The sequence below is a fragment of the Saccharopolyspora gloriosae genome (assembly GCF_014203325.1).
Lineage (GTDB): Bacteria > Actinomycetota > Actinomycetes > Mycobacteriales > Pseudonocardiaceae > Saccharopolyspora_C > Saccharopolyspora_C gloriosae.
This window is the reverse complement of the sequence record NZ_JACHIV010000001.1, coordinates 1677150-1697705: the sequence shown is the minus strand read 5'-3', so window position 1 is coordinate 1697705 and position 20556 is coordinate 1677150. Positions and strand designations below refer to the sequence as shown.

Below are 20556 nucleotides of genomic sequence, written 5' to 3'. Positions count from 1 at the left end.
CACCCCACCGCAGTTCCTCGAGGAAAGGGAATCCCATGCCCGAGCGACGGGTCACCGTGGCCAGCAAGGTCGGCCTGCACGCGCGTCCCGCGGCGCTGGTCGCCAAAGCCGCCGCCGCGCAGTCCGTGCAGATCACCATCCGCAAGTCGGACACCGAACCGGTGCAGGCCGGCAGCATCCTCGGTCTGATGACGCTGGGCGCCGGTCACGGCGACGAGGTCGTGCTCGCCGCCGAAGGCGACGGCGCGGACGCGGCCCTCGACCAACTAGCAGAACTCGTCGGGTCTGATCTGGATAGCTGACGGCTCGTTCTGCTTGGGTGGTCATTTAGCGGAACCTCAGTCGGTCTCTCGCTGCGGGATCTTTTTCCCAAGTGGCTCCGCCACGAGGGAAAAAGCCGTCCTCGCGAGAGACCGACTGAGAACCCGCCGGTGGTCGGCTTTGTGACGTGGGCTATTCGCTGCGCGAATACAGGCACGGCTACGCCGCAAGGCAGGCTTGCTTCGCAGCCCCAGGCACGGCCTTCGGCCGCGAAGCAGGCGGGACTTCGTCCGCCCACTGCACGGCCTTCGGCCGCGAGGCGGGCTTCGCTTCGCTTGGCCTTCTGGGTTGCGGTGGTGGTAGGTGTTCGTGCGGTGCGGGATCTAGCTGATCCCGCACCGCACTCCTGTGTCAGGACGTCGTCTGGTCGATCCAGTCGGCGTAGGCGGTGACGTCGGTCCAGATTCCGGGGCCGGTGCCGCAGATCGGGCTCTCGTCGCCGTCGCGGCTGGTCGCGCCGATCAGTTCCCAGCGTCCCGGTTCGCCCTTGAGCTGCGGGCCTCCGGAGTCGCCGTTGCAGCCCTGCGCGTTCTCGGTGGGGCTGTCGGTGCACAGCTCGGTGGCCCCGTCGAAGTCGGCGCACCGGTCGTCGGCGACGAGCTCGGTGTCCAGCTCCTGCAGCCGCGTCGGCAGCTCGGGGCACTGCTCCCGGTCGTCGCACGTGACGCCCCAGCCGATGATCCGCGTCGGATCGCCGGGGGCGCCGGAGTCCGCGGCCAGCGAGATCGGCTGCTGCTCGACGGGCCGGTCCAGCCGCACCAGCGCCACGTCGTCACCGGGCGCGGCCTGGTCGTAGCCGGGGTGCACGACGAGCTCGGCGACTCCGGTCTCCGCCCCGCCGGTCGTGCGGTCCCCGCTGCCGATGCGGGTCGTGACGTCCTCGGGTTCCACGGCGGCGGCGCAGTGCGCCGCGGTCACCACCCAGTCCGGCCGGATCAGCGATCCGCCGCAGAAGTGCTGGCCCTGCTGCTGCAGGGACACCATGAACGGGTATTCCTCCGTGGCGTCGTGGCCGCCGACGACCGCCGGGCCCGCCTCCGCGGCGACCGCCGTCGGTGCCAGCGCCGCCGCGAGCGCCAACGCTCCCAGCGCCCCGACCGCCGCCGACCGTCCCCTTCGGACTCGACGGGCCGGGCTGATCCGTTGTTCGGTCATGCAGTGCTCCTCGCATCGCGCTGATCTCCTTGCGGAACACGACGCTATGGATCAACGCGGCCCGGCGGATCGGCCGATGAGCCGACGAGGAGTACGACTTACGGTCACCGCACGACGATCCGCGACAAGACACTCGCACGCGGTGACCTCCGCAGGACGACGACCGGTCCCCGTGCGGTTCCGATGCGCGAGCCCGGCCTCGGCGGTCGCCGCGCGGGGTCAGAGCGGCAGGTCCAGTTCACCACCGGTCGCGGCGGACAACGCGTCCCGCATCGCGGCCCGTGGCGCGGGACGACCGGTGAACAGCTCGACCTGGCCGAACGCCTGGTGCAGCAGCATGTCCAGTCCGGTCGCGAGCCGGCCGCCCGCGAAGGAGACGGCGCTCGCCAGCGGAGTCGGCCACGGGTGGTAGATCACGTCCAGCACGCACGCCGCCCGCGCCAACGCCGACACGTGCGGATCCGCCGCACCGGCGGGCAACGTCGACACCAGCACGTCCACTTCGGACGCGGCGGCGTCCAGGTCGATCGAATCGAGCCGCTGCACCGAGACCCGCAGGCCCACGTGCTCCGCGGTCAGCACCACGTCCCCGGCCCGCGCCGGTTCGCGGACCGCGAGCGTCACATCGGTGAGCCCGAGCTCCGCGAACGCCGCCATCGCCGCCGCCGCGGTACCACCCGCGCCGAGCAGCAACGCCCGGCTGCCACCGGTGAACCCGCCCGCGGCGCGCAACGCCCCCGTCACCCCGTCGACGTCGGTGCAGTCCGCGGACCACTCCCCCGAGGCCAGCCGGGTCAACGTGTTCGCCACGCCCACCGCGGCCGCCCGCTCGGTGACCTCCTTCGCCAACCCGAGAGCGGCGCGCTTGCCGGGCATCGTCACCGACAGGCCCGCCCACTCCGGGCCGAGCCCGCCGATCAGCTCGGCGAGCCCGTCGGCGTCCCGGTCGAACCGCTCGTAGGTCCACCCGGTCAGCCCGAGCTCGCGGTACGCCGCGCCGTGCAGCACCGGGGACAGCGAGTGGCCGATCGGGGAACCGACCACCGCCGCCTTGCGGGCCGCTGGATCAGAACGCGCCACGTTGCTGCGCCTCGGTGATGTAGCGGTCGTGCTCGGCCATCGTCGTGGCGAAGCAGGACGTGCCGTCGGGGTAGCACTTCACGAAGTACACCCAGGTTCCGTCGGCCGGCTTCTCCGCCGCCGTCACCGCCGCCTTGCTCACCGTGGAGATCGGCGTCGGCGGCAGGCCGTAGTTCTGGTAGCTGTTGTACGGCCCCGGCCGCTGGCGGTCCTCCGACTTGGTCAGCAGCGTCGGCTTGTCCAGTGGGTAGTTGATCGTCGAGTCGAACTGCAGGCGCATCTGCGGGTCGGTGGTGCGGTTGTAGATCACCCGCGAGACCTTGTCGAAGTCCCGCTCGATGCCCTCGCTCTGCACCAGCGACGCGATGGTCAGCAGCTCGTACGGGGTGCGACCGGTGCTGTCGGCGGCCTGCGGCAGCCCCGCCGCCTCCAGCAGCGCAGCGGACTTCGTCACCACCTGGCGCAGCACCTCTTCCGGCGGTTCGCCCGGCTTCACGTCGTAGATGCCCGGCATGATCAGCCCTTCGAGGCGCCGCTCCGGCTCCGCCTTCGACGCGCCCTCGATGGCCCACTCCGGCACGCCCAGCGAAGCCAGGTCCGCGGAACCCGCCGCGGCGTGCATCTGCTCCGAGGTCGTGCACTGGCTCTCATCACCGGTGCAGGTCGCTTCGGCCAGCTTGGTGAGGATGCCCGGCGTTTTGCCGCCGTCCGGGCTGAGCTGGTCCTCCAGCCGCTGCCCGCCGCGCACCTCGATGCGGCCGGTCTTCGCCTCGGCGGACAGGATGTGCCCGACCGCGGCGGAGCCGGACATCTTCGACTTCATCAGGTAGAAGCCCGGCTGGATGCTGTTGATCTGCTTGTTCTCCGCGGCCGCCTTGGTGAACGCCGTCGACGACGCCACCACATCGGCCTTGGACAGGGTCTGCGCGATGTGGCTGACGGTGTCACCGGAGGAGACCTCCACGACCACCTCGCCGGTCCCCGCGCCCTCGTAGTCGTCGTAGGACCCGATTTGCAGTATCTGCATGGCGCCGTACACCACGCCTCCGCCCACCAGCAGCAGGACCAGCAGTCCGGCCAGGGCGGTCACCGAACCGCGTCGTTTCCGGCGGCGCAGTTGGGCCCGCTGCTCGCGGGCCTCCCTGCGGCTGCGCCGGGGCGGCTCGCCCGCGTCGTCCGCGAACAGGCCGAGATCGTCGCTCACGAAAGGTCCTCTCAGGTGGTCTGCGACCGGGCGTCAAGCCATGCCTGCAAGATCTCCACTGCGGCGGCTTGGTCGACCACGGCGCGCTGTCGCTTACCGCGAACCCCCCGTTGGGAGAGCATGCGGCTCGCGGTGACCGTGGTCAACCGTTCGTCGTGAAAGCGCACCGGGATCGGGGCGATCCTGGTGGCCAGGGCTTCGGCGTAGGAATGCGCCGAATCCGCGGCACTGCCGTGCCGTCCTGCGAGCGTCTTCGGCAGGCCGATCACGACCTCGACCACCTCGTGCTCGGCGATCAGGCGCACCAGCTCCGTCAGATCGCTGCCCGCGTCCTCATCGCGCTGGAGCGTCACCAACGGCGTCGCCAGCATCGGGGACGGATCGGTCAGCGCGACGCCGACGCGCACCGCGCCGACGTCCACACCGATCCGGCGTCCCGCTCCGGGGTCCGGGGCGTCGGCGGCCGGGCCGACGCCCCGATTACCTGAAGTCACCCCTGGACCGCCTTGTCCAGTTCGCGGTGCAGCGCGCCGATCGCGGCCGTCACGCCCGCCGGGTTCGTCCCGCCGCCCTGGGCCATGTCGGGCTTGCCGCCGCCACGGCCGCCGACCTCCGCGGCGAACGAGGGCACCAGCTTGCCCGCGGCCAGGCCGAGGTCCCGCGCGGCGTCGTTGACGCCGACGACGAAGGAGACCTTGCCTTCCGAGGGCTCCGCGGCGAACAGCGCCACGACCGCCGGGCGGCCGGTGAGCCTGCCGCGGATCTCGCCCGCCAGCGCGCGCAGCCCGCCGCCGTCCACGCCGTCCGGGACCTGCTCGGCGACCAGGCTGACGCCGTGCACGTCGCTCGCGCGGCCGGCGAGTTCGCCCGCCGAGGACAGCACCTGCTGCACGCGCAGCTGCTGGAGTTCCTTCTCCGCGCCGCGCAGCCTGCTGACCACACCGGCGATGCGCTCCGGCAGTTCCTCGGCCGGGACCTTGAACTGCTCCGCGAGCTGGGTGACCAGCAGGTGCTCCTTGCTGATGTGGCGCATCGCGTCCATGCCGACCAGCGCCTCGACCCGGTGCACGCCGGACCCCACCGAGGAGTCCGCGACGAGCTTGACCACGCCGAGCTGGCCGATGCGCCCCACGTGGGTGCCGCCGCACAGCTCCCGCGAGTAGTCGCCCATGTCGACCACTCGCACCTGGTCGCCGTACTTCTCGCCGAACAGCGCCATCGCGCCGAGCTCCATCGCCTTGTCCATCGTCGTGGTGTACGACGAGACCTCGACGTCGTTCTGCAGGTAGGAGTTGACCTCTTCCTCGACGCCGCCCAGCACGGAGGCCGACACCGAGCTGGGCGCGGTGAAGTCGAAGCGCATCCGGCCCGGCGAGTTCAGCGAACCCGCCTGCGCCGCGCGCTTGCCGTAGGCACCGCGCACCGCGGCGTGCACCAGGTGCGTCGCGGAGTGCGAGCGCTCGATGGCGCGGCGACGGTCGCGGTCCACACCGGCTTCCAGCATGGTGTCCACGCCCAGCTCACCGGAGACGACCTTCGCGCGGTGCACGAACAGGCCGGGCACCGACCGCTGCACGTCCGAGACGCGCACCTCGACGCCGGGGCCGACCAGGGTGCCGGTGTCGGCGATCTGGCCGCCGCCCTCCGCGTAGAACGGGGTGCGGTCGAGCACCAGCTCCACCTCGGTGCCCGCTGCGGCCGACTTCGCCGGGGCGCCGTCGACGAGCAGCCCCAGCACCCGGCTCTGCGACTCCAGGTCGGTGTAGCCGATGAACTCGGTGGTGCCGTGCTGGTCGAGCAGCGTCCGGTACGTCGAGAGGTCGCCGTGGCCGGTCTTGCGCGCCTTCGCGTCCTCCTTGGCGCGGCGGCGCTGCTCGCCCATCAGCTCGCGGAAACCGTGCTCGTCGACCGACAGGCCCTGCTCGGAGGCCATCTCCAAGGTGAGGTCGATGGGGAAGCCGTAGGTGTCGTGCAGCTGGAACGCCTTCGCGCCGGGCAGCTGGGACGCACCGGACTTCTTGGTGTCGGCGACGGCCACGTCGAAGATCTTCGAGCCGGCGGTGAGCGTCGTCAGGAACGCTTCTTCCTCGTTGCGGATCACCGAGTCGATGCGCTCGAAATCGGTGCGCAGCTCCGGGTACGCCGGGGCCATCGCGTCCCGCACGACCTGGGTGAACTCGCCCAGCACCGGTTCCTGCACGCCGAGCAGCCGGGTGGAGCGCACGATGCGGCGCAGCAGGCGGCGAAGCACGTAGCCGCGCGCCTCGTTGCCGGGGGTGACGCCGTCGCCGACGAGCATCACGCCGGAACGGGCGTGGTCGGCGATCACGCGGAACCGCACGTCGTCCTCGTGGTTCGCGCCGTAGCGGCGGCCGGAGAGCTCCTCGGCCTTCGCGATCACCGGGCGCACCAGGTCGGTCTCGTAGACGTTCTCCACGCCCTGCAGCAGGCACGCCACCCGCTCGACGCCCATGCCGGTGTCGATGTTCTTCGTGGGCAGCTCACCGAGCAGCGGAGCGCCCTTCTTCGGGCTCTCCTCACCCCGGATGTCCTGCATGAACACCAGGTTCCAGATCTCGATGTAGCGGTCCTCGTCGACGTTCGGACCGCCCTCGACGCCGTAGGCGGGGCCGCGGTCGTAGTAGATCTCCGAGCAGGGGCCGCCGGGACCGGGCACGCCCATGTCCCAGTAGTTGTCCTCCGCGCCGCGCACCTGGATGCGGGCCGGGTCGATGCCGGTGGTGTTGCGCCACAGCGCGGCCGACTCGGTGTCGTGCTCGTAGACGGTGACCCACAGGCGTTCGGGGTCGATGCCGTAACCGCCCTCGGCGACCGAGGAGGTCAGCAGCTTCCACGCGTGCTCCATGGCGCCTTCTTTGAAGTAGTCGCCGAAGGAGAAGTTGCCCGCCATCTGGAAGAACGTGTTGTGCCGGGTCGTCTTGCCGACCTCGTCGATGTCGCCGGTGCGCACACATTTCTGGATGCTCGTCGCGCGCGGGTACGGCGCCGGGGCGTCACCGAGGAAGTACGGCTTGAACTGGACCATCCCCGCGTTCACGAACAGCAGGGTGGGGTCGTCGAGGATCAGGGAGGCACTGGGCACCACGGTGTGGCCGGTGCTGCGGAAGTGCTCCAGGAAGCGGCTGTGGATCTCGTGGGTCTGCACGGTGGTTCCTTCGAAGGGTGCTGCGGAGTCGGGGGCGGGGCTGCGGCGGGACGTGGCAGGCGGGGCGTTCGGGGAACCGGAGCAGTTCGCGACCGGTGAGCCGGCGCGGACGGACCGGTTCCCCGGAACGCCCGCCGTTCAGCGTTCCGCCCGGCGAGCTCGCCGAGCCGGTGCGCGCACACCATCACCGGCCGGGCGCCCCCGGCCGTCCGCCGGGCGAGCGTCGATCGCGTCGGTGTCGAACCTCCGCCGCGGCATCGAGGTGCCGTCGACGACGTCCTGCAACTCCTGCTCACGCTCGCTCATCCCGGCGCGCACGTCCGCGCCGAACGAGCCCACGGCACCCGCGAGCTCGCGCATCGCACCGCCGAGCTGCTCGGCAGCGCCGCTCGGGGTCGCCTTGCGGGCGGTCTCGTTGACCTTGCGGGTCAACGCGATACCGGCCGCGATTCCGGCCCCGAACCAGAACATCCGCCTCACTTGCGTCCTCCCTTGCGGCGGGAGTGCTTGCCCCACGGCTCTTCCTTGCGCTTGCGGCGAGCTCGCAGAGCCTTGCTCACCCCGTACGAGAAGGCCGCGGTCTTCACCAATGGGCCACCCAGTGTAGCCGTGAACAGCGACGACAACGCCGAGACGTTGCCGCTGACCGTCTTGGCGTTGGCGGTGATGCCGTCCACCCGTTCCAGCTGGGTGTTGACGTGCGTCAGCGTCGAGTTGGCCCCGGTGAAGATCGGGTCGGTGTTCTCGTGCGCCTTGCGGATCGCGACGGTCGCCTCGTCCAGCGTTCGGCCGAGCTTGACCAGCGGGATCGCCAGCAGCACGACCAGCAGCACGAACGCGCCCGCGACGATCAGCGCGGCGATCTGCGTGGGCGTCACGTGCCCTCCCGGTTTCCACGTGGTTTTCCTGCCACCGGCAAGGATTCACCGGTGTCTTGATCGCGCGCCAGGTTACCGTGCCACCCCGCGGCGGGCGCTTCCGGTGCGTCGGCGCGTCCGGCGGTCAAGCCTCCACCGGGGTGACCGGGCCGTTCCCCGTGAGGACGCCGACCACGTTGCGTGCCGCCAGTTCGGCCATCGCCGTGCGCGTCTCCACCGTCGCGGACCCCAAGTGGGGGATGAGCACCGCGTTCTCCAGCTCCAGCAGTCCGGGGTGCACCGCCGGTTCCTGCTCGAACACGTCCAGCCCGGCCGCGGCGATCCGGCCCGCGCGCAGCGCCTCGGCCAGCGCCGCCTCGTCCACGACGGGGCCGCGGCTGGTGTTGACGAGCACCGCGGACGGTTTCATCGTCGCCAGCGCCGCCGCGTCGATCAGGTGCCGGGTCTGCTCGGTGAGCGGGCAGTGCAGCGACAGCACGTCCGCTTCGCGCAGGAGCTCGTCCCTGGTCAGGTACCGGGCGTCGAGTTCGGACTCGACGTCGGCGGCCACCCGGCGGCGTCCCGAGTACGCGATCCGCATGCCGAACGCGCGCGCCCGGCGCGCCACGGCCTGCCCGATCTCACCGAGGCCGATGATGCCGAGCGTCTTGCCCTGCAAGCCGGTGCCCAGCATGAACCCGAGGTGGAAGAACCACGGCTCACCGGAGCGGATCAACCGCTCGGCCTCGCCGAGCCTGCGGGTCGCCATCAGCAGCAGCGCGAACGCGAGATCGGCGGTGGCGTCGGTGAGCACCCCGGGCGTGTTCGTCACGGTGACGCCTCGCGCGGCCAGCGCGGGCACGTCGAGGTTGTCGTAGCCCACGGCCACGTTCGCCACGACCTTCAGCTGCGAGCCGGCCGCGTCGGCGACCGCACCGTCCACCTGATCGCCGAGCATCGTCACGAGCCCGTCGGCCCCCGCCACGACCTCCCGCAGCTCCGCGGGGTCCAGCGCCTGATCCCGCTCGCACACGTGCACCTGCCCGGCGCCGCGCAGCAACTCCACGGCCGCCTCGGGAACGTTGCGGGTGACGACGATGCGCACAGCTGACTCCTGACTACTTCAAGTCGTTCTCACAGCACCCGACACCCGGGCGCTCGAATAACCTTCATCCTCACCCAACCAGCGGCGAAGACGTGCCTTAGGCGGCGAAGCACGCCTGCCTGGCGGCGAAGCCGTGCCTGCATGTGCGAAGCACATAGCCCACGTCAAAAAGGTGACCACCTGCGGGTTCTCAGCGTCCTTCTCGCGAGGACGGCTTTTTCCCTCGTGGCGGAGCCACTCGGGAAAAAGATCCCGCAGCGAGAAGGACGCTGAGGGTCCGCCAAATGACCACCAGAGCAAAAAGAGCCGTCACCCCCCGCGGACGATGCCGCGCAGCTTGGGTACTCGTTCGCCCAGGACCCGCTCGGCTCCGCGTCCGGTCGGCTCGTAGTAGTCGGTGCCGACCAGCTCGTCCGGTGCGTACTGCTGCTCCAGCACGCCTTCGGAGCGGTCGTGCGGGTACTGATAGCCCTTGGCGTTGCCGAGCTTCTTCGCCCCGGCGTAGTGCCCGTCGCGCAGGTGCGGCGGCACCGTGCCGGACTTGCCCGCGCGCACGTCGCCCATCGCCGCGTCGATCGCCATGATCACCGCGTTCGACTTGGGCGCCGTGGCGAGGTGGATCGTGGCCTGCGCGAGCGCCAAGCGCCCCTCCGGCATCCCGATGAACTGCACGGCCTGCGAGGCAGCGACCGCGGCCTGCAACGCGGTCGGGTCGGCCATGCCGACGTCCTCGCTGGCGTGCACCACCAGGCGGCGCGCGATGAACCGCGGATCCTCCCCCGCCTCCACCATGCGGGCCAGGTAGTGCAGCGCGGCGTCCACGTCGGAGCCGCGGATCGATTTGATGAACGCGCTGACCACGTCGTAGTGCTGGTCGCCGCCGCGGTCGTAGAGCACGGCGGCCCGGTTCACCGTGGCCTCCACGGTGCCCAGGTCGATCCGGCCGGAGCCGGTGGAGCCCGCGGACTCCGCGGCGGCCTCCAGCGCGGTCAGCGCGCGACGGGCATCGCCCCCCGCCAGCGCCACCAGGTGCTCCAGCGCGTCCTCGTCGAGTTCGAGCTCCCCGGCCAGGCCGCGTTCCTCGGCGACCGCGCGCCGCACGAGTTCCCGGACGTCGTCCTCCTCCAGGCTGCGCAGCTGCAGCACCAGGGATCGCGACAGCAGCGGGGCCACCACGGAGAAGTACGGGTTCTCGGTCGTCGCGGCCACCAGCAGCACCGTGCGGTCCTCGACGGCGCCGAGCAGCGCGTCCTGCTGGGTCTTGGAGAACCGGTGCACCTCGTCGATGAACAGCACCGTCGCCTCACCGGAGCGGCCGAGGCGGCGGCGGGCCTCCTCGATGACGGCGCGGACCTCCTTGACCCCGGACGACAGCGCGGACAGCGCCACGAACCGGCGTCCCGTCGCGCGGGACACCAGGTTCGCCAGCGTCGTCTTGCCGGTGCCGGGCGGACCGTAGAGCAGGATCGACGCCGGGGCCGCGCCCTCCACCAACCTGCGCAGCGGCGCACCGGCGCCCAGCAGGTGGTCCTGGCCGAGCACCTCGTCCAGCGAACGCGGGCGCATCCGCACCGCCAACGGCGCGTTCTCGGCCAGCCGTTCCCCGGCGCGATCTTCGGTCTCGGCGCCGAACAACCCCTCGTCGAACAGGCCGTCACTCACGTCGCCGACGCTACCCGCCGCCCCCGACACGACCGCGCCAGAGGTCCTCCCGCGGAGGGCCTCCGGCGCGGCGTGCGGTTCGTCGAGGTCAGCGGACGCCCGCGGGCATCGCCACTTCGGTGCGGGCGTTGTCCCGCTCGCGCTGCGCGACCCAGTTCTCGACCGCCTGGTGGCACGCCTGGTCCAGGTGCCGGACGGTGCTCAGGTCGAGGTGCACGCTCTTGTCCGCCGGAACGTTCTCCAGCCGCTCCAGCAGGCGCGGCAGGCGGAGGAAGGTGGCGTTGCCGCCGAACTCCAGGCGCAGGTGGCCGTCGTCGTGCTCCTCCTCCTTCACCGACAGGCGCGAGACGTCGAACGCGGTCTTGATCACGGCGGCGCCGAGGCCGATCAGGGTGCCGATGAGCAGGTCGGTCGACACGATCATCACGGCGGTCAGCACGAGGATGAGCGCCTCGGGCCGGTTCGTCCGGATCATCTCGACGACCTTGTTGAGCTCAAGCAGCTTCCAGCCCGCCTGGATCAGCAGGGCGGCCAGCACCGCGGTCGGGATGTAGCCGAGCAGGCCCGGCAGCGCCATCACGAACAGCAGCAGCCAGACGCCGTGCAGCACGCGGGACGCCTTCGTCTTCGCACCGGCGCGCACGTTGGCGCCGGAGCGCACGATCACCGCGGTCATCGGCAGCGCGCCCAGCAGACCGCAGGCAGCGTTGCCCGCACCCTGGGCGAGGAGCTCCTTGTTGTACTGCGTCTTCGGACCGTCGTGCATCCGGTCCACGGCGGCGGCGCTGAACAGGCTCTCCGCCGAGGCGATCAGCGCGAAGGTCACCATCGAACCGATCACGGCGGGCGTGACGGCCGAGGCCCACGCGTCACCGGCCGGGATGTTGATCGCGTCCAGCAGCGATCCGACCTCGGTCATCTTCAACGGCAGCGAGAGCGCCCACGCCGCGGCGCTGACCAGCACGACCGCGACCAGCGGAGCGGGAATCCCGCGGACCTTCTCCGGCATCTTCTGCCAGCCGAACAGGATCACCAGCGTCACCACCGCGACGCCTAGCCCCGCCTGCCCCTGCGGCGTGGTGAACATCGCCGCGACGAGGCCGGGCAGTCCGGTGAACTTCTCCGCGGTGTGCGCGGGCTGCTCCAGCCCGCCGACCGGGTAGAGCTGCCCGAGCATGATCACGAGGCCGATGCCGGCGAGCATGCCGGTCACGACCGAGGGCGAGATCGCCCGGAACCAGGTGCCGATGCGGCCGATGCCCATCACGATCTGCATCAGACCGGCGCCGAGGACGATCACGCCCAGGGTGCCGAGGCCGTGGTCGGAGACCGCCGAGGCCACCAGCACGGTCAGACCGGCGGCGGGCCCGCTGACCTGCATGGTGCTGCCGGGGAGCAGCCCCACCACGATGCCGCCGATGACACCGGTGATGATGCCGAGCTCGGCGGGCACGCCGGAGGCGACGGCGACGCCGACGCACAGCGGCAGGGCCACCAGGAACACCACCAGCGAAGCGGCGAAGTCGGCCCCGATGGTCCCCTTCGGCCACTGCGGAACTCCGGCACCGCGCCCCTTCTTCGAGGACGCGTCGAGTTGAGCGGTCACTGTGCACTCTCCATGGATGTCTTGGTTGATCAGGTCGCCGCGGCACCTGCGGGAGGCGGCGGCAGGCGGGAGGGCGGCGCAGCGCCCGAGCACGAGCGCGCCACCGCGGAGTTCCGCGGCCGGCGATCGGCTCGTGCCGTCCCGCTCGGGATGAATCGACGCCCCGCGAACACGAGGCATCGACGGCGATCCCGCCGGTGCGCGCTCCGTCGATGAGCGCGCACCCGACCGGATCCGCTCTTGGGATATTCGGTTCAGCGAACTACGCCGAATGGCGTTCGAATGGCGCGTGATCGGTCACGATCCGCACCGTTCCGGTCACAGCGGGAGGAAGTCCACATTTCCGGTCTGATCAGGAGTCCGATCCGGGGAGCGGAAGACGAGACCGGTGTCGATCTCGTAGAACCACCCGTGCACGCGCAGGTCCCCGTTCGAAACCCGGTCGCGGATGAACGGGTACTCGAACAGCGTGTCGAGCTGTTCGCGGACGTGCGCTTTGCTCTCCGAGCGCACTCCCGGTTCCGGGGCGGTCACCGCGGTCTGCGGCGGCTCGCCGAAGCCCAGCCAGCTCCGCATCGCGGGGAGCTGGTCGAGGCCGTGACCTGCCACGCACTTGGCCGTCACCGCGCCGCAGTGCGAATGCCCGCAGACCACGATCTCCGGCACCCGCAGCTGCAGCACCGCGTATTCGATGGTCGCCATTTCGCTGGACGCCGAATCCGGCACGTAGTGCGGCACCACATTCCCCGCGGTGCGCAATTCGAACAGCTTTCCGGGTTCCGCACCAGTGATCTTGGAGGGCATCACCCGCGAATCTGAACAGGTGATGAACAATGCCACCGGTTGTTGTCCCGTGGCGAGTTCCCTGCGATGTGCTTCGGAGACCATGCGGGGGTGCCGCCGTGCATGGTCCACCAGGTGTTCGAAATTCATGGCGCCGCCTCACTGGACGTAAGAAAGGTCATGGACGTTCGGACATATCCGTGCCGCGGATATGTGCTCAGTGCCGATAGACCTGGAGAACGGCGGGCGCATGTCTTTCCCGGACGCAGTTCGCGCCGGGTTGGGAAATCGGGTGCGCCACCTCGTTGGAGGAGCACGGGGCGTGCAGCGCGGCCAGGTCCTGCTGGAAGATCTTGGGCAGCGGTCCGCGCGGCTCCGGCTTGCGGTCCTCCCTTCGGGACGGGGAGGCGGGCATCGGGCGCTGACGGAGCTTCTCGCTGTGCTCCTTGATCTCGTTGGTCTTGATCTCCGAGGTGTTGCGCACGGCCAGCTCGGCGCACAGCGTCGACTGGAACGGCACCACGACCGCGAGCAGAACCGTGAACAGCAGGAACAATCCCGCCCTCACGATCCTGGTGCGCATGATGCCTCCTGGAAGAACCTGTTCGAACCCGCGGTCGACGGAGAACGGGGGCGACGATGCCCAGCCGAGGTGTCCCGAATGCCGGCGGTTCATCCCACCGCAGCGCGGGACCGCTCACTCCGGCGCTCGCAGCCGATGCACCGCCCTCGCCTTTTGAGGGGGCGGGCTACCGGTTGCTCGACACAACCTATCCGATGCACCCAGTGTAAATGCAAGGGTGATCATCACCCCAAACATGAAGAAAGATTAATGCACTAAAACCGCTTCACTCGCTCAGCCGCAAGCGCGGCACCCGTTCACCGCCCGGACATGCGCGTTTCGCTACATGTCCTCCCCCGCACGGGTACTTCGCGCCCGAACGAGTGGTTCCGAACAGGCCGAGTTGCGAAAAGATGAGCGCTAAACTAAATCCGCGTATCCGCAACACGGTAGTGGTACTCGTGCGACGACTCGAAACCACATCCCGCGTACAGCCGCACCGCGGGCTCGTTGTCCGCCGCCACCTGGAGGAACAGCTCCGCCGCACCCGAGTCCCGCGCCCACCGCGCACCCGCGCGCAGCACGGAACGGGCGATCCCGCGCCTGCGGAACGCCGCTGCCGTGGCCATGCAGTACACCGCGCACCACGAACCCCGCACGACGAACAGGCCGACTCCCGCGGCCACGCCGTCCACCTCCGCCGTCGCGAACCGGACGGGGCCGCCGATCGCGGCCAGCGCGGGCTCCGCGCGCCCGCCCGCCGCCACCGAGGCGGCCAGCCAGTCCGGCGTCGGCTCCGCGTCCAGCCGCACCCGCACCTCCGGCGCGTGCTCCGCGGTGTCGAGCACCCGGCCGGAGGTCAGCACCCGCACCGAGCCGTCCCGGCGAAACCCGCGCGCGGCCAAGTGCTCGTCCAGCTCCGCGTGCCACGGCATCGGCCCGACCTGCACCCGCGGCGGCGCGCCGTGATCGGCGTAGAACCGCACCAGCTCGTCGACCGAGGAGTCGAGGTCGCGGACGTGCCGCGGGGGCAACGCCGAGTTTGAACGGCCGCGGCGCAGCCGCTCGCAGTGCCGCAGCAGCCAGCCCTGCGACTCCCGCACCGTCGTCGCGGGCCACGTGTCAGCGGCGGCCCGCTCGACCTCGAAGATCCGGTCGACCGCGTCGAGCCCCGAGGAGCACGAGGTCGGACCGGTCACTTCTCCTCGTCGCGGAACGCCGGGTAGCGCAGCAGTTGCAGCGCGCCCGCGCCGAACCGCTCCACCAGCGCGTCGACCATCGCCGAGGCGTACCCCGCCAGCTGCGGCTCACCGCTTTCCACCGCGTCGTCGCGCAACTTGCGCCAGCGGTCCACCAGCGCCGTGCTGCGGCGCGGCGAGGGCATGTGCAGGTCGATCGGCCGGTCCGACTCCCCCGTGCGGGGCAGGAACCACCACGTCGACACCCACACCCACAGCACCTGGGCGTTGAACAGCCGCGGCATCAGCACCGCGTCGTCGTCGAGCTCCGGCCACACCTCGGCGATCTCGGAACGCCAGGTCGCCAGCATCCCGTCCGCGAGGTTCTCCGGCAGCGAGTACGAGCACCACGACGACGGGAACGGGTACTGCAGGTAGGCAGCATCCAGCGCGACGTCCCGCACGCAGCCCCACTCGAAGTCCAGGAACCGCACCCCGGTCCCCGTCACGAGGCTGTTGTCCGGGCAGATGTCCGACGGGCTGAACGAGCGGTAGCGGCCCTGGCTCAGCAGCTCGGCGGCCGTCTGCAGCCGCGACACCACCTCCGGCGGCGTGCTCACGCCCAACGACTGCTCGATGAGTCCGGGCAGGTCCGTCAGCGAGCGGACGATGTCGTCGGCCACCGGGTCCGTCCAGGACCGCGCACCCACCCGCCGCATCAGCGCGTCGAAATCGGCTTCGCGGCCGGCCATCGTCGTGTGCAGCCTGCCCAGCGCCCGAGCCCAGGCCAGCAGGGCGCGCTCGGCGGCCCGCGGATCCTCGCCGAACAGCACGTCCGCGAGCGTCGAACCGCGCCCCAGGTCCTCCAGCACCAGCAGCCGCCGGTCGGCGTCGTGCGCGATGAGTTCGGGGCCGACGCGGATCTCCGGGGGCAGCGCGGTCGCCAGCTGGCAGCTCGCCGCCTCGTGCGCGAACGGGTCGGAGCGGGCCTCTTCCGGGCATTCGCCGTAGTGCTTGAGCACCAGGGTGCGCGGCAGTTCGTACGGCGTCTCGGCGACCCGCACGCGCAGCACCACCGAGCGCTCGCTGCCGCCCAGGTCTTCGGCGTCGGCGAGGCGGACCGGAGCTCCCATGCGCTTGCTGAGCACGGCTTCTGCGGTGCCGACGGTGTCGGTCACCGTGGTGCTGCCGGGCACTCGAACCTCCGGAGGGCCGGAAGTGATCTCCACGCTCATCGTCTCCAGACACTACCCCCACAACCTGAACCCGAATGGGCAAGACCGGTCAAGTGCGCCACCGTTCGTAGTAGCACGCACACCGTTCGCGCTCATCCGGCTGAATCACAGCCACCCCGACGAGTGCGCGAGGACGCCCACACGTCGCCGCCGCACCGGCCCGGCTCTCCCACGTTGACCCTGACGGAGCCGGGGGACGCTCGCGTTGCATCCGTGAGAAGAAAGCTCGAACGGCCGCGTGCGAACGGCCCGGAGCTCAAGCGATCGGCACCGCCCCGTCTCCGGCGCGCCTGCGCGAGGAACGCACCAGCAGCACCAGCGACGCCGCGAGCACGATCCCGGTGAGGTTCACCGCGAGCTGCGCCGTCGACGCCAGGAACCGGTCCCAAGCGCCCAGCGTCGCGGCCACCGCGGCGTACCCGGCGGCGGGCACCGTGGTCACCGAGATGAACACGCCGACCAGCACCGCCGACTTCGCGGAGGTCAGCGACAGCATTCCGGCGGCCCCGGCCAGCAACGACACGACGAGCGAGGCCCAGCCGACCTGGTAGACGAACGCCACCTGGTCGTTGTCCGCGAGCGAACCGGGACTGATCAGCCCCAGCGCCTCACCCAGCAGCGTCGCGCCGACGGTGATCACCATCGCCACCGGGAACCCGACGCCCAGCGCCAGCAGCGCCTGCCGCACCAGTTCCCAGCGCCGCCGGGCGATGCCGACGACGACCGCGGCCAGCGGACCGAACTCGGGGCCGACCACCATCGCGCCGACCACGGTCACTTCGGAGTCGGTGATGACCCCGACCGCGGCCAGCAGGCAGGCCAGCGCCAAGAACGCGACGAACGTGCCGCTGAGCCGGGCCTCTTCACCTGTTCGAGCGATGAGGTCGTCCCAGACCACGGCGTCCGACGGGTCGCCGGGAGCCGCCCACTCCGCCTTCTCCGCGCGCTCGGACAGCACCGTCCCGCCGTCGGTGAGCTGCACCGCGCCCACCTGGGCGAGTTCGTCGGCGGCGATGGCGTCGAGGACGTCGTCGGCCGCCTCCCTGGCCACGTCGAGCTCGATGACGTCACCGGAGGGGTCGAGCGCCGCCTGCGGGAACAGGCACAGGTGCGCGGTGCCGCGCTGCTCGCGCAGCACCGCCAGCACCTGCTCGGTCCGCTCCGATGGGCTGACTATCCGCAGGTGCAGCACGACGAACCCCGCCTCGGCCTCGGAAGTCCTTCCGGACTGGTCCGCGTCGGCGTCCCGTCAGCGGCGGAACCGCTGAGGTCCGGCACGGCGAACCACCACGCGGACCATTCTGAACGGACTTCTCAGCTCTGCTGTTCGGTCAGCTTCTCGGTGGGCACCGGGTCCTTCGGCTTCACCTCGGGCTTGGCGTCCACGCCCGCCTCCTTGCGCTGCGCGTCGGTGATCGGCGCGGGCGCGCTGGTCAGCGGGTCGAAACCGCCGCCGCTCTTCGGGAAGGCGATGACCTCGCGCAGCGAGTCCGCCCCGGCCAGCAGCATGCAGATCCGGTCCCAGCCGAAGGCGATGCCGCCGTGCGGGGGCGCGCCGAACTTGAACGCGTCGAGCAGGAAGCCGAACTTCTCCCGCGCCTGCTCCTCGGAGATGCCCAGCACCGAGAACACCCGCTCCTGCACGTCGCCGCGGTGCACGCGGATGGAGCCGCCGCCGATCTCGTTGCCGTTGCAGACGATGTCGTAGGCCCAGGCCAGCGCGTTCTCCGGGTCCTGGTCGAAGGTGTCGGCCCAGTCGGCGTTGGGCGCGGTGAACGGGTGGTGCACCGCCGTCCAGCGCCCGGTGCCGACCGCGACGTCGTCGCTGTCGGCGATGGACTCGAACATCGGCGCGTCCACCACCCACACGAACGACCAGGCGTCGTGGTCGATGAGGCCGCAGCGCTCGCCGATCTCCAGCCGGGCCGCGCCCAGCAGCCCGCGGGACGGGGCGCGCTCGCCGGCGGCGAAGAACACGCAGTCGCCCGTCGTCGCGCCGACGGCCTTGACCAGGCCTTCGCGCTCGGCGTCGGAGAGGTTCTTCGCGACCGGACCGGACAGCGTGCCGTCCTCGCCCACCAGCACGTAGGCCAGGCCCTTGGCGCCGCGCTGCTTCGCCCAGTCCTGCCAGGCGTCGAGCTGGCGCCGCGGCTGGCTCGCGCCGCCGGGCATGACGACCGCGCCGACGTAGGGCGCGCGGAACACCCGGAACGGGGTGTCGGCGAAGTACTCGGTGAGCTCGGTGAGCTCCAGCCCGAAGCGCAGATCCGGCTTGTCGCTGCCGTAGCGGGCCATCGCGTCGGCGTAGGTGATCCGCGGGATCGGCGTGGTGATCTCGTGCCCGATCAGCTTCCACAGCCCGGCGATGATCTGCTCGCCGAGCTCGATCACGTCGTCCTGCTCGACGAAGCTCATCTCGACGTCGAGCTGGGTGAACTCCGGCTGCCGGTCCGCCCGGAAGTCCTCGTCGCGGTAGCAGCGCGCGATCTGGAAGTAGCGCTCCATGCCGCCGACCATGAGCAGCTGCTTGAACAGCTGCGGCGACTGCGGCAGCGCGTACCAGCTGCCCGGCTGCAACCGCGCGGGCACCAGGAAGTCGCGGGCGCCTTCCGGGGTGGAGCGGGTCATCGTCGGCGTCTCGATCTCGACGAAGTCCCGCTCGTGCAGCACCTCGCGGGCGACGCGGTTGACGTCGCTGCGCAGCCGCATGATCTTGGCCGGTCCGGCGCGGCGCAGGTCCAGGTAGCGGTGCTTGAGCCGGATCTCCTCGCCGACCTCGAGGTGCTCGTCCAGCGGGAACGGCAGCGGCGCGGCCTCGGAGAGGACTTCGAGCTCGGTGGCGTAGACCTCGATCTCGCCGGTGCCGATCTCGGCGTTCTCGTTGCCCTCGGGGCGGCGCACGACGTCACCGGTGATGCGGACGCAGAACTCCGCCCGCAGCCGGTGGGCGCGCTCGGCCATCTCGCCTTCGCGGAAGACCACCTGGGCGACACCGGACGCGTCACGGAGATCAATGAAGATCACTCCACCGTGATCGCGACGGCGCGCCACCCAGCCTGCCAAGGTGACGGACTGCCCGGCATGACCGGCGCGAAGCGATCCGGCCTCGTGCGTGCGCATCACGGGTACTGAGCTCCTCTTCGAGTTCGAGTCGGCTGGCGACGACTGACTGAGGCGTCCGCCAGGGTGCGCACGACTCGGAGACGAGGTGCCCGTCCTGCGTGGACGCAATGGGAGGTCAAGGTTATCCAACGAGGCGGGGAGGCCGTCCAGCAGGTTTCCGCGCGGCGTGTTGGCCGCGGTGGCGGCGACCGGAGTCCGGCGGCCCGCGGATTCACCGTCCGAGTCCGGTACCCGCCGGGACCGTTCGAGAAGGCAATGGACGCGTTCGGACCCTCGTCGTCCACTTCGCGATGTCAAGAGGGCCGCTGGAGCAAATAACGCCCTCCTGCAGAAAGTCCGCGAATTCGCCTCACACTTTAGTAGGTGGCGGGAACCGAAACTTGATCGTTGCGCCACCGAGTCTCACTCATTAGCGTAAGGCCCCGAGTTCGGCGGACACGAGGAGTAACCATGACCGGTCCGAAGACCGACATCCGTTCCATGTCGCGCACTGCCGTCCGAAGCGACCCGGCGCCGCATGTCTCACCCGAGCTCGCCGAACTTCTGCGAACCGGACCGTTCGAGGTGGCGCTGCGGGCGGCGATCCGCTCCAGCCGGTTGAGCCTGGAACGGATCCAGCACCGCCTGCAAACCCGCGGAACACCGGTGAGCATCACGGCGCTGAGCTACTGGCAGTCCGGTCGCCGGCGCCCGGAACGACCCGACTCGCTGCTGGCCCTGCAGCAGCTGGAGAGCGTGCTCGGCGTCCCCGACTGCGCGCTCTCGGCGCTGCTCGGGCCGCCGCGCCCGCGCGGCCGGACCAGGCAGGCCGCGCACGACGCGCCGCCGCTGAGCGAGCTGTGGTCGGAGAACGAGTCGGCGGTGGAGCTGCTCACCCGCATCGACACCAGCCACGACAGCAAGCTGACCCGGCTCTCGCAGCACGACGTGGTGCACATCGACGCCTACGGCGATCAGCGGATGGTGCGCGCGAGCAAGCTGGTGCGCGCGGAGGCCAACGGGGCCGACCGCTGGGTCGTGATGTTCGACGGCGCCTCGACCAGCCCGGTGTCACCGACGATCCGGCCGCTGCGGTCCTGCCGCATCGGCCAGGTCCTCACCGACCACGCGCGGGACGTGATCGTCGCGGAGCTGCTGTTCGACCGCCCGCTGGAGCGCGGCGAGACGATGCTGCTGGAGTACGAGATCTCCGACATGCCCACCGGCGCGAACGAGCCGGAGCACACCTTCTGCCGGCTGTTCCGGCTGCCGGTGCGCCAGTACGTGGTGGAGCTCGAGTTCGACCCGTCCTGCCCGCCGGAGCACGTGGAGAGCTTCGTCGGCGACTCGGCGGCGAACGAGACCGCGCAGCCCAAGCCGTTGTCGCTGGACCGGCACGCGCGCACGCACGCGGTCACGCTCGACTTCGGCATGGGCGTGTTCGGCGTCCGCTGGCAGCCGTCGCGCCGCGCGCTGCTCGACGGGCACTGATCGAGGCGAGGACGGGCGGCGCACGTCGCCGCCCCGGCCGGCCTGGCGC

The 20556-nt window shown here is 70.9% G+C and carries 18 protein-coding genes; 2 read left to right on the top strand and 16 right to left on the bottom strand.

What is annotated here, in order from left to right:
* Positions 1-35 precede the first annotated feature (35 nt).
* Complete coding sequence (locus BJ969_RS07720) at positions 36-302, top strand: HPr family phosphocarrier protein (RefSeq protein ID WP_184478133.1); 267 nt, start codon at positions 36-38, stop codon at positions 300-302.
* 370 nt (positions 303-672) lie between these two features.
* Here BJ969_RS07720 and BJ969_RS07715 read toward each other — a convergent pair whose 3' ends face one another.
* From BJ969_RS07715 to aspS, 16 genes are all read right to left on the bottom strand, one after another.
* Positions 673-1476: a S1 family peptidase gene (locus BJ969_RS07715; protein ID WP_184478132.1), complete on the bottom strand. Its 804-nt coding sequence runs from the start codon at positions 1474-1476 to the stop codon at positions 673-675.
* 219 nt (positions 1477-1695) lie between these two features.
* Positions 1696-2556 carry a shikimate dehydrogenase gene (locus BJ969_RS07710; protein WP_184478131.1) on the bottom strand — a complete coding sequence of 287 codons (861 nt, stop codon included), beginning with the start codon at positions 2554-2556 and terminating at the stop codon, positions 1696-1698.
* Positions 2543-3760, bottom strand: a complete 1218-nt coding sequence (mltG, locus tag BJ969_RS07705; protein WP_184478130.1) for an endolytic transglycosylase MltG — start codon at positions 3758-3760, stop codon at positions 2543-2545. Before mltG ends, BJ969_RS07710 begins: the two co-directional genes overlap by 14 nt.
* A gap of 11 nt (positions 3761-3771) precedes the next feature.
* Positions 3772-4254 carry a Holliday junction resolvase RuvX gene (gene ruvX, locus BJ969_RS07700; protein WP_184478129.1) on the bottom strand — a complete coding sequence of 161 codons (483 nt, stop codon included), beginning with the start codon at positions 4252-4254 and terminating at the stop codon, positions 3772-3774.
* The gene (gene alaS / locus BJ969_RS07695) at positions 4251-6926 is read right to left on the bottom strand and encodes an alanine--tRNA ligase (RefSeq protein ID WP_184478128.1); all 2676 of its coding nucleotides are present in this window, start codon (positions 6924-6926) and stop codon (positions 4251-4253) included. The genes ruvX and alaS overlap by 4 nt, the downstream gene beginning before the upstream one ends.
* 138 nt (positions 6927-7064) lie before the next feature.
* The gene (locus tag BJ969_RS30050; RefSeq protein WP_343071293.1) at positions 7065-7406 is read right to left on the bottom strand and encodes a hypothetical protein; all 342 of its coding nucleotides are present in this window, start codon (positions 7404-7406) and stop codon (positions 7065-7067) included.
* A complete protein-coding gene (locus BJ969_RS07685; protein WP_184478127.1) occupies positions 7403-7804 on the bottom strand; it encodes a DUF948 domain-containing protein in 402 nt (133 codons plus the stop codon). The genes BJ969_RS30050 and BJ969_RS07685 overlap by 4 nt, the downstream gene beginning before the upstream one ends.
* 124 nt (positions 7805-7928) lie before the next feature.
* Entirely contained in the window at positions 7929-8888 is a 960-nt protein-coding gene (locus BJ969_RS07680; RefSeq protein ID WP_184478126.1) for an NAD(P)-dependent oxidoreductase, read from the bottom strand.
* 309 nt (positions 8889-9197) lie between these two features.
* Entirely contained in the window at positions 9198-10550 is a 1353-nt protein-coding gene (locus BJ969_RS07675) for a replication-associated recombination protein A (RefSeq protein ID WP_184478125.1), read from the bottom strand.
* An 88-nt stretch (positions 10551-10638) separates the two neighbouring features.
* Positions 10639-12156, bottom strand: a complete 1518-nt coding sequence (locus tag BJ969_RS07670) for a SulP family inorganic anion transporter (protein WP_343071292.1) — start codon at positions 12154-12156, stop codon at positions 10639-10641.
* Between the two features lie 318 nt (positions 12157-12474).
* Positions 12475-13044, bottom strand: coding sequence for a carbonic anhydrase (locus BJ969_RS07665; RefSeq protein WP_281398508.1), 570 nt, complete (start codon positions 13042-13044; stop codon positions 12475-12477).
* Between the two features lie 112 nt (positions 13045-13156).
* Positions 13157-13522: a hypothetical protein gene (locus BJ969_RS07660; RefSeq protein ID WP_184478122.1), complete on the bottom strand. Its 366-nt coding sequence runs from the start codon at positions 13520-13522 to the stop codon at positions 13157-13159.
* Positions 13523-13926: 404 nt separating this feature from the next.
* Positions 13927-14700 carry a GNAT family N-acetyltransferase gene (locus BJ969_RS07655; RefSeq protein WP_343071291.1) on the bottom strand — a complete coding sequence of 258 codons (774 nt, stop codon included), beginning with the start codon at positions 14698-14700 and terminating at the stop codon, positions 13927-13929.
* Positions 14697-15914 carry a phosphotransferase family protein gene (locus BJ969_RS07650; RefSeq protein WP_184478121.1) on the bottom strand — a complete coding sequence of 406 codons (1218 nt, stop codon included), beginning with the start codon at positions 15912-15914 and terminating at the stop codon, positions 14697-14699. Before BJ969_RS07650 ends, BJ969_RS07655 begins: the two co-directional genes overlap by 4 nt.
* A 256-nt stretch (positions 15915-16170) precedes the next feature.
* Entirely contained in the window at positions 16171-17106 is a 936-nt protein-coding gene (locus BJ969_RS07645) for a DUF389 domain-containing protein (protein WP_184478120.1), read from the bottom strand.
* 122 nt (positions 17107-17228) lie between these two features.
* Positions 17229-19037 carry an aspartate--tRNA ligase gene (gene aspS, locus BJ969_RS07640; RefSeq protein WP_184478119.1) on the bottom strand — a complete coding sequence of 603 codons (1809 nt, stop codon included), beginning with the start codon at positions 19035-19037 and terminating at the stop codon, positions 17229-17231.
* A 450-nt stretch (positions 19038-19487) separates the two neighbouring features.
* Between aspS and BJ969_RS07635 the strand changes: the two genes are divergently transcribed.
* Positions 19488-20507: a hypothetical protein gene (locus BJ969_RS07635; protein ID WP_184478118.1), complete on the top strand. Its 1020-nt coding sequence runs from the start codon at positions 19488-19490 to the stop codon at positions 20505-20507.
* Positions 20508-20556 lie beyond the last annotated feature (49 nt).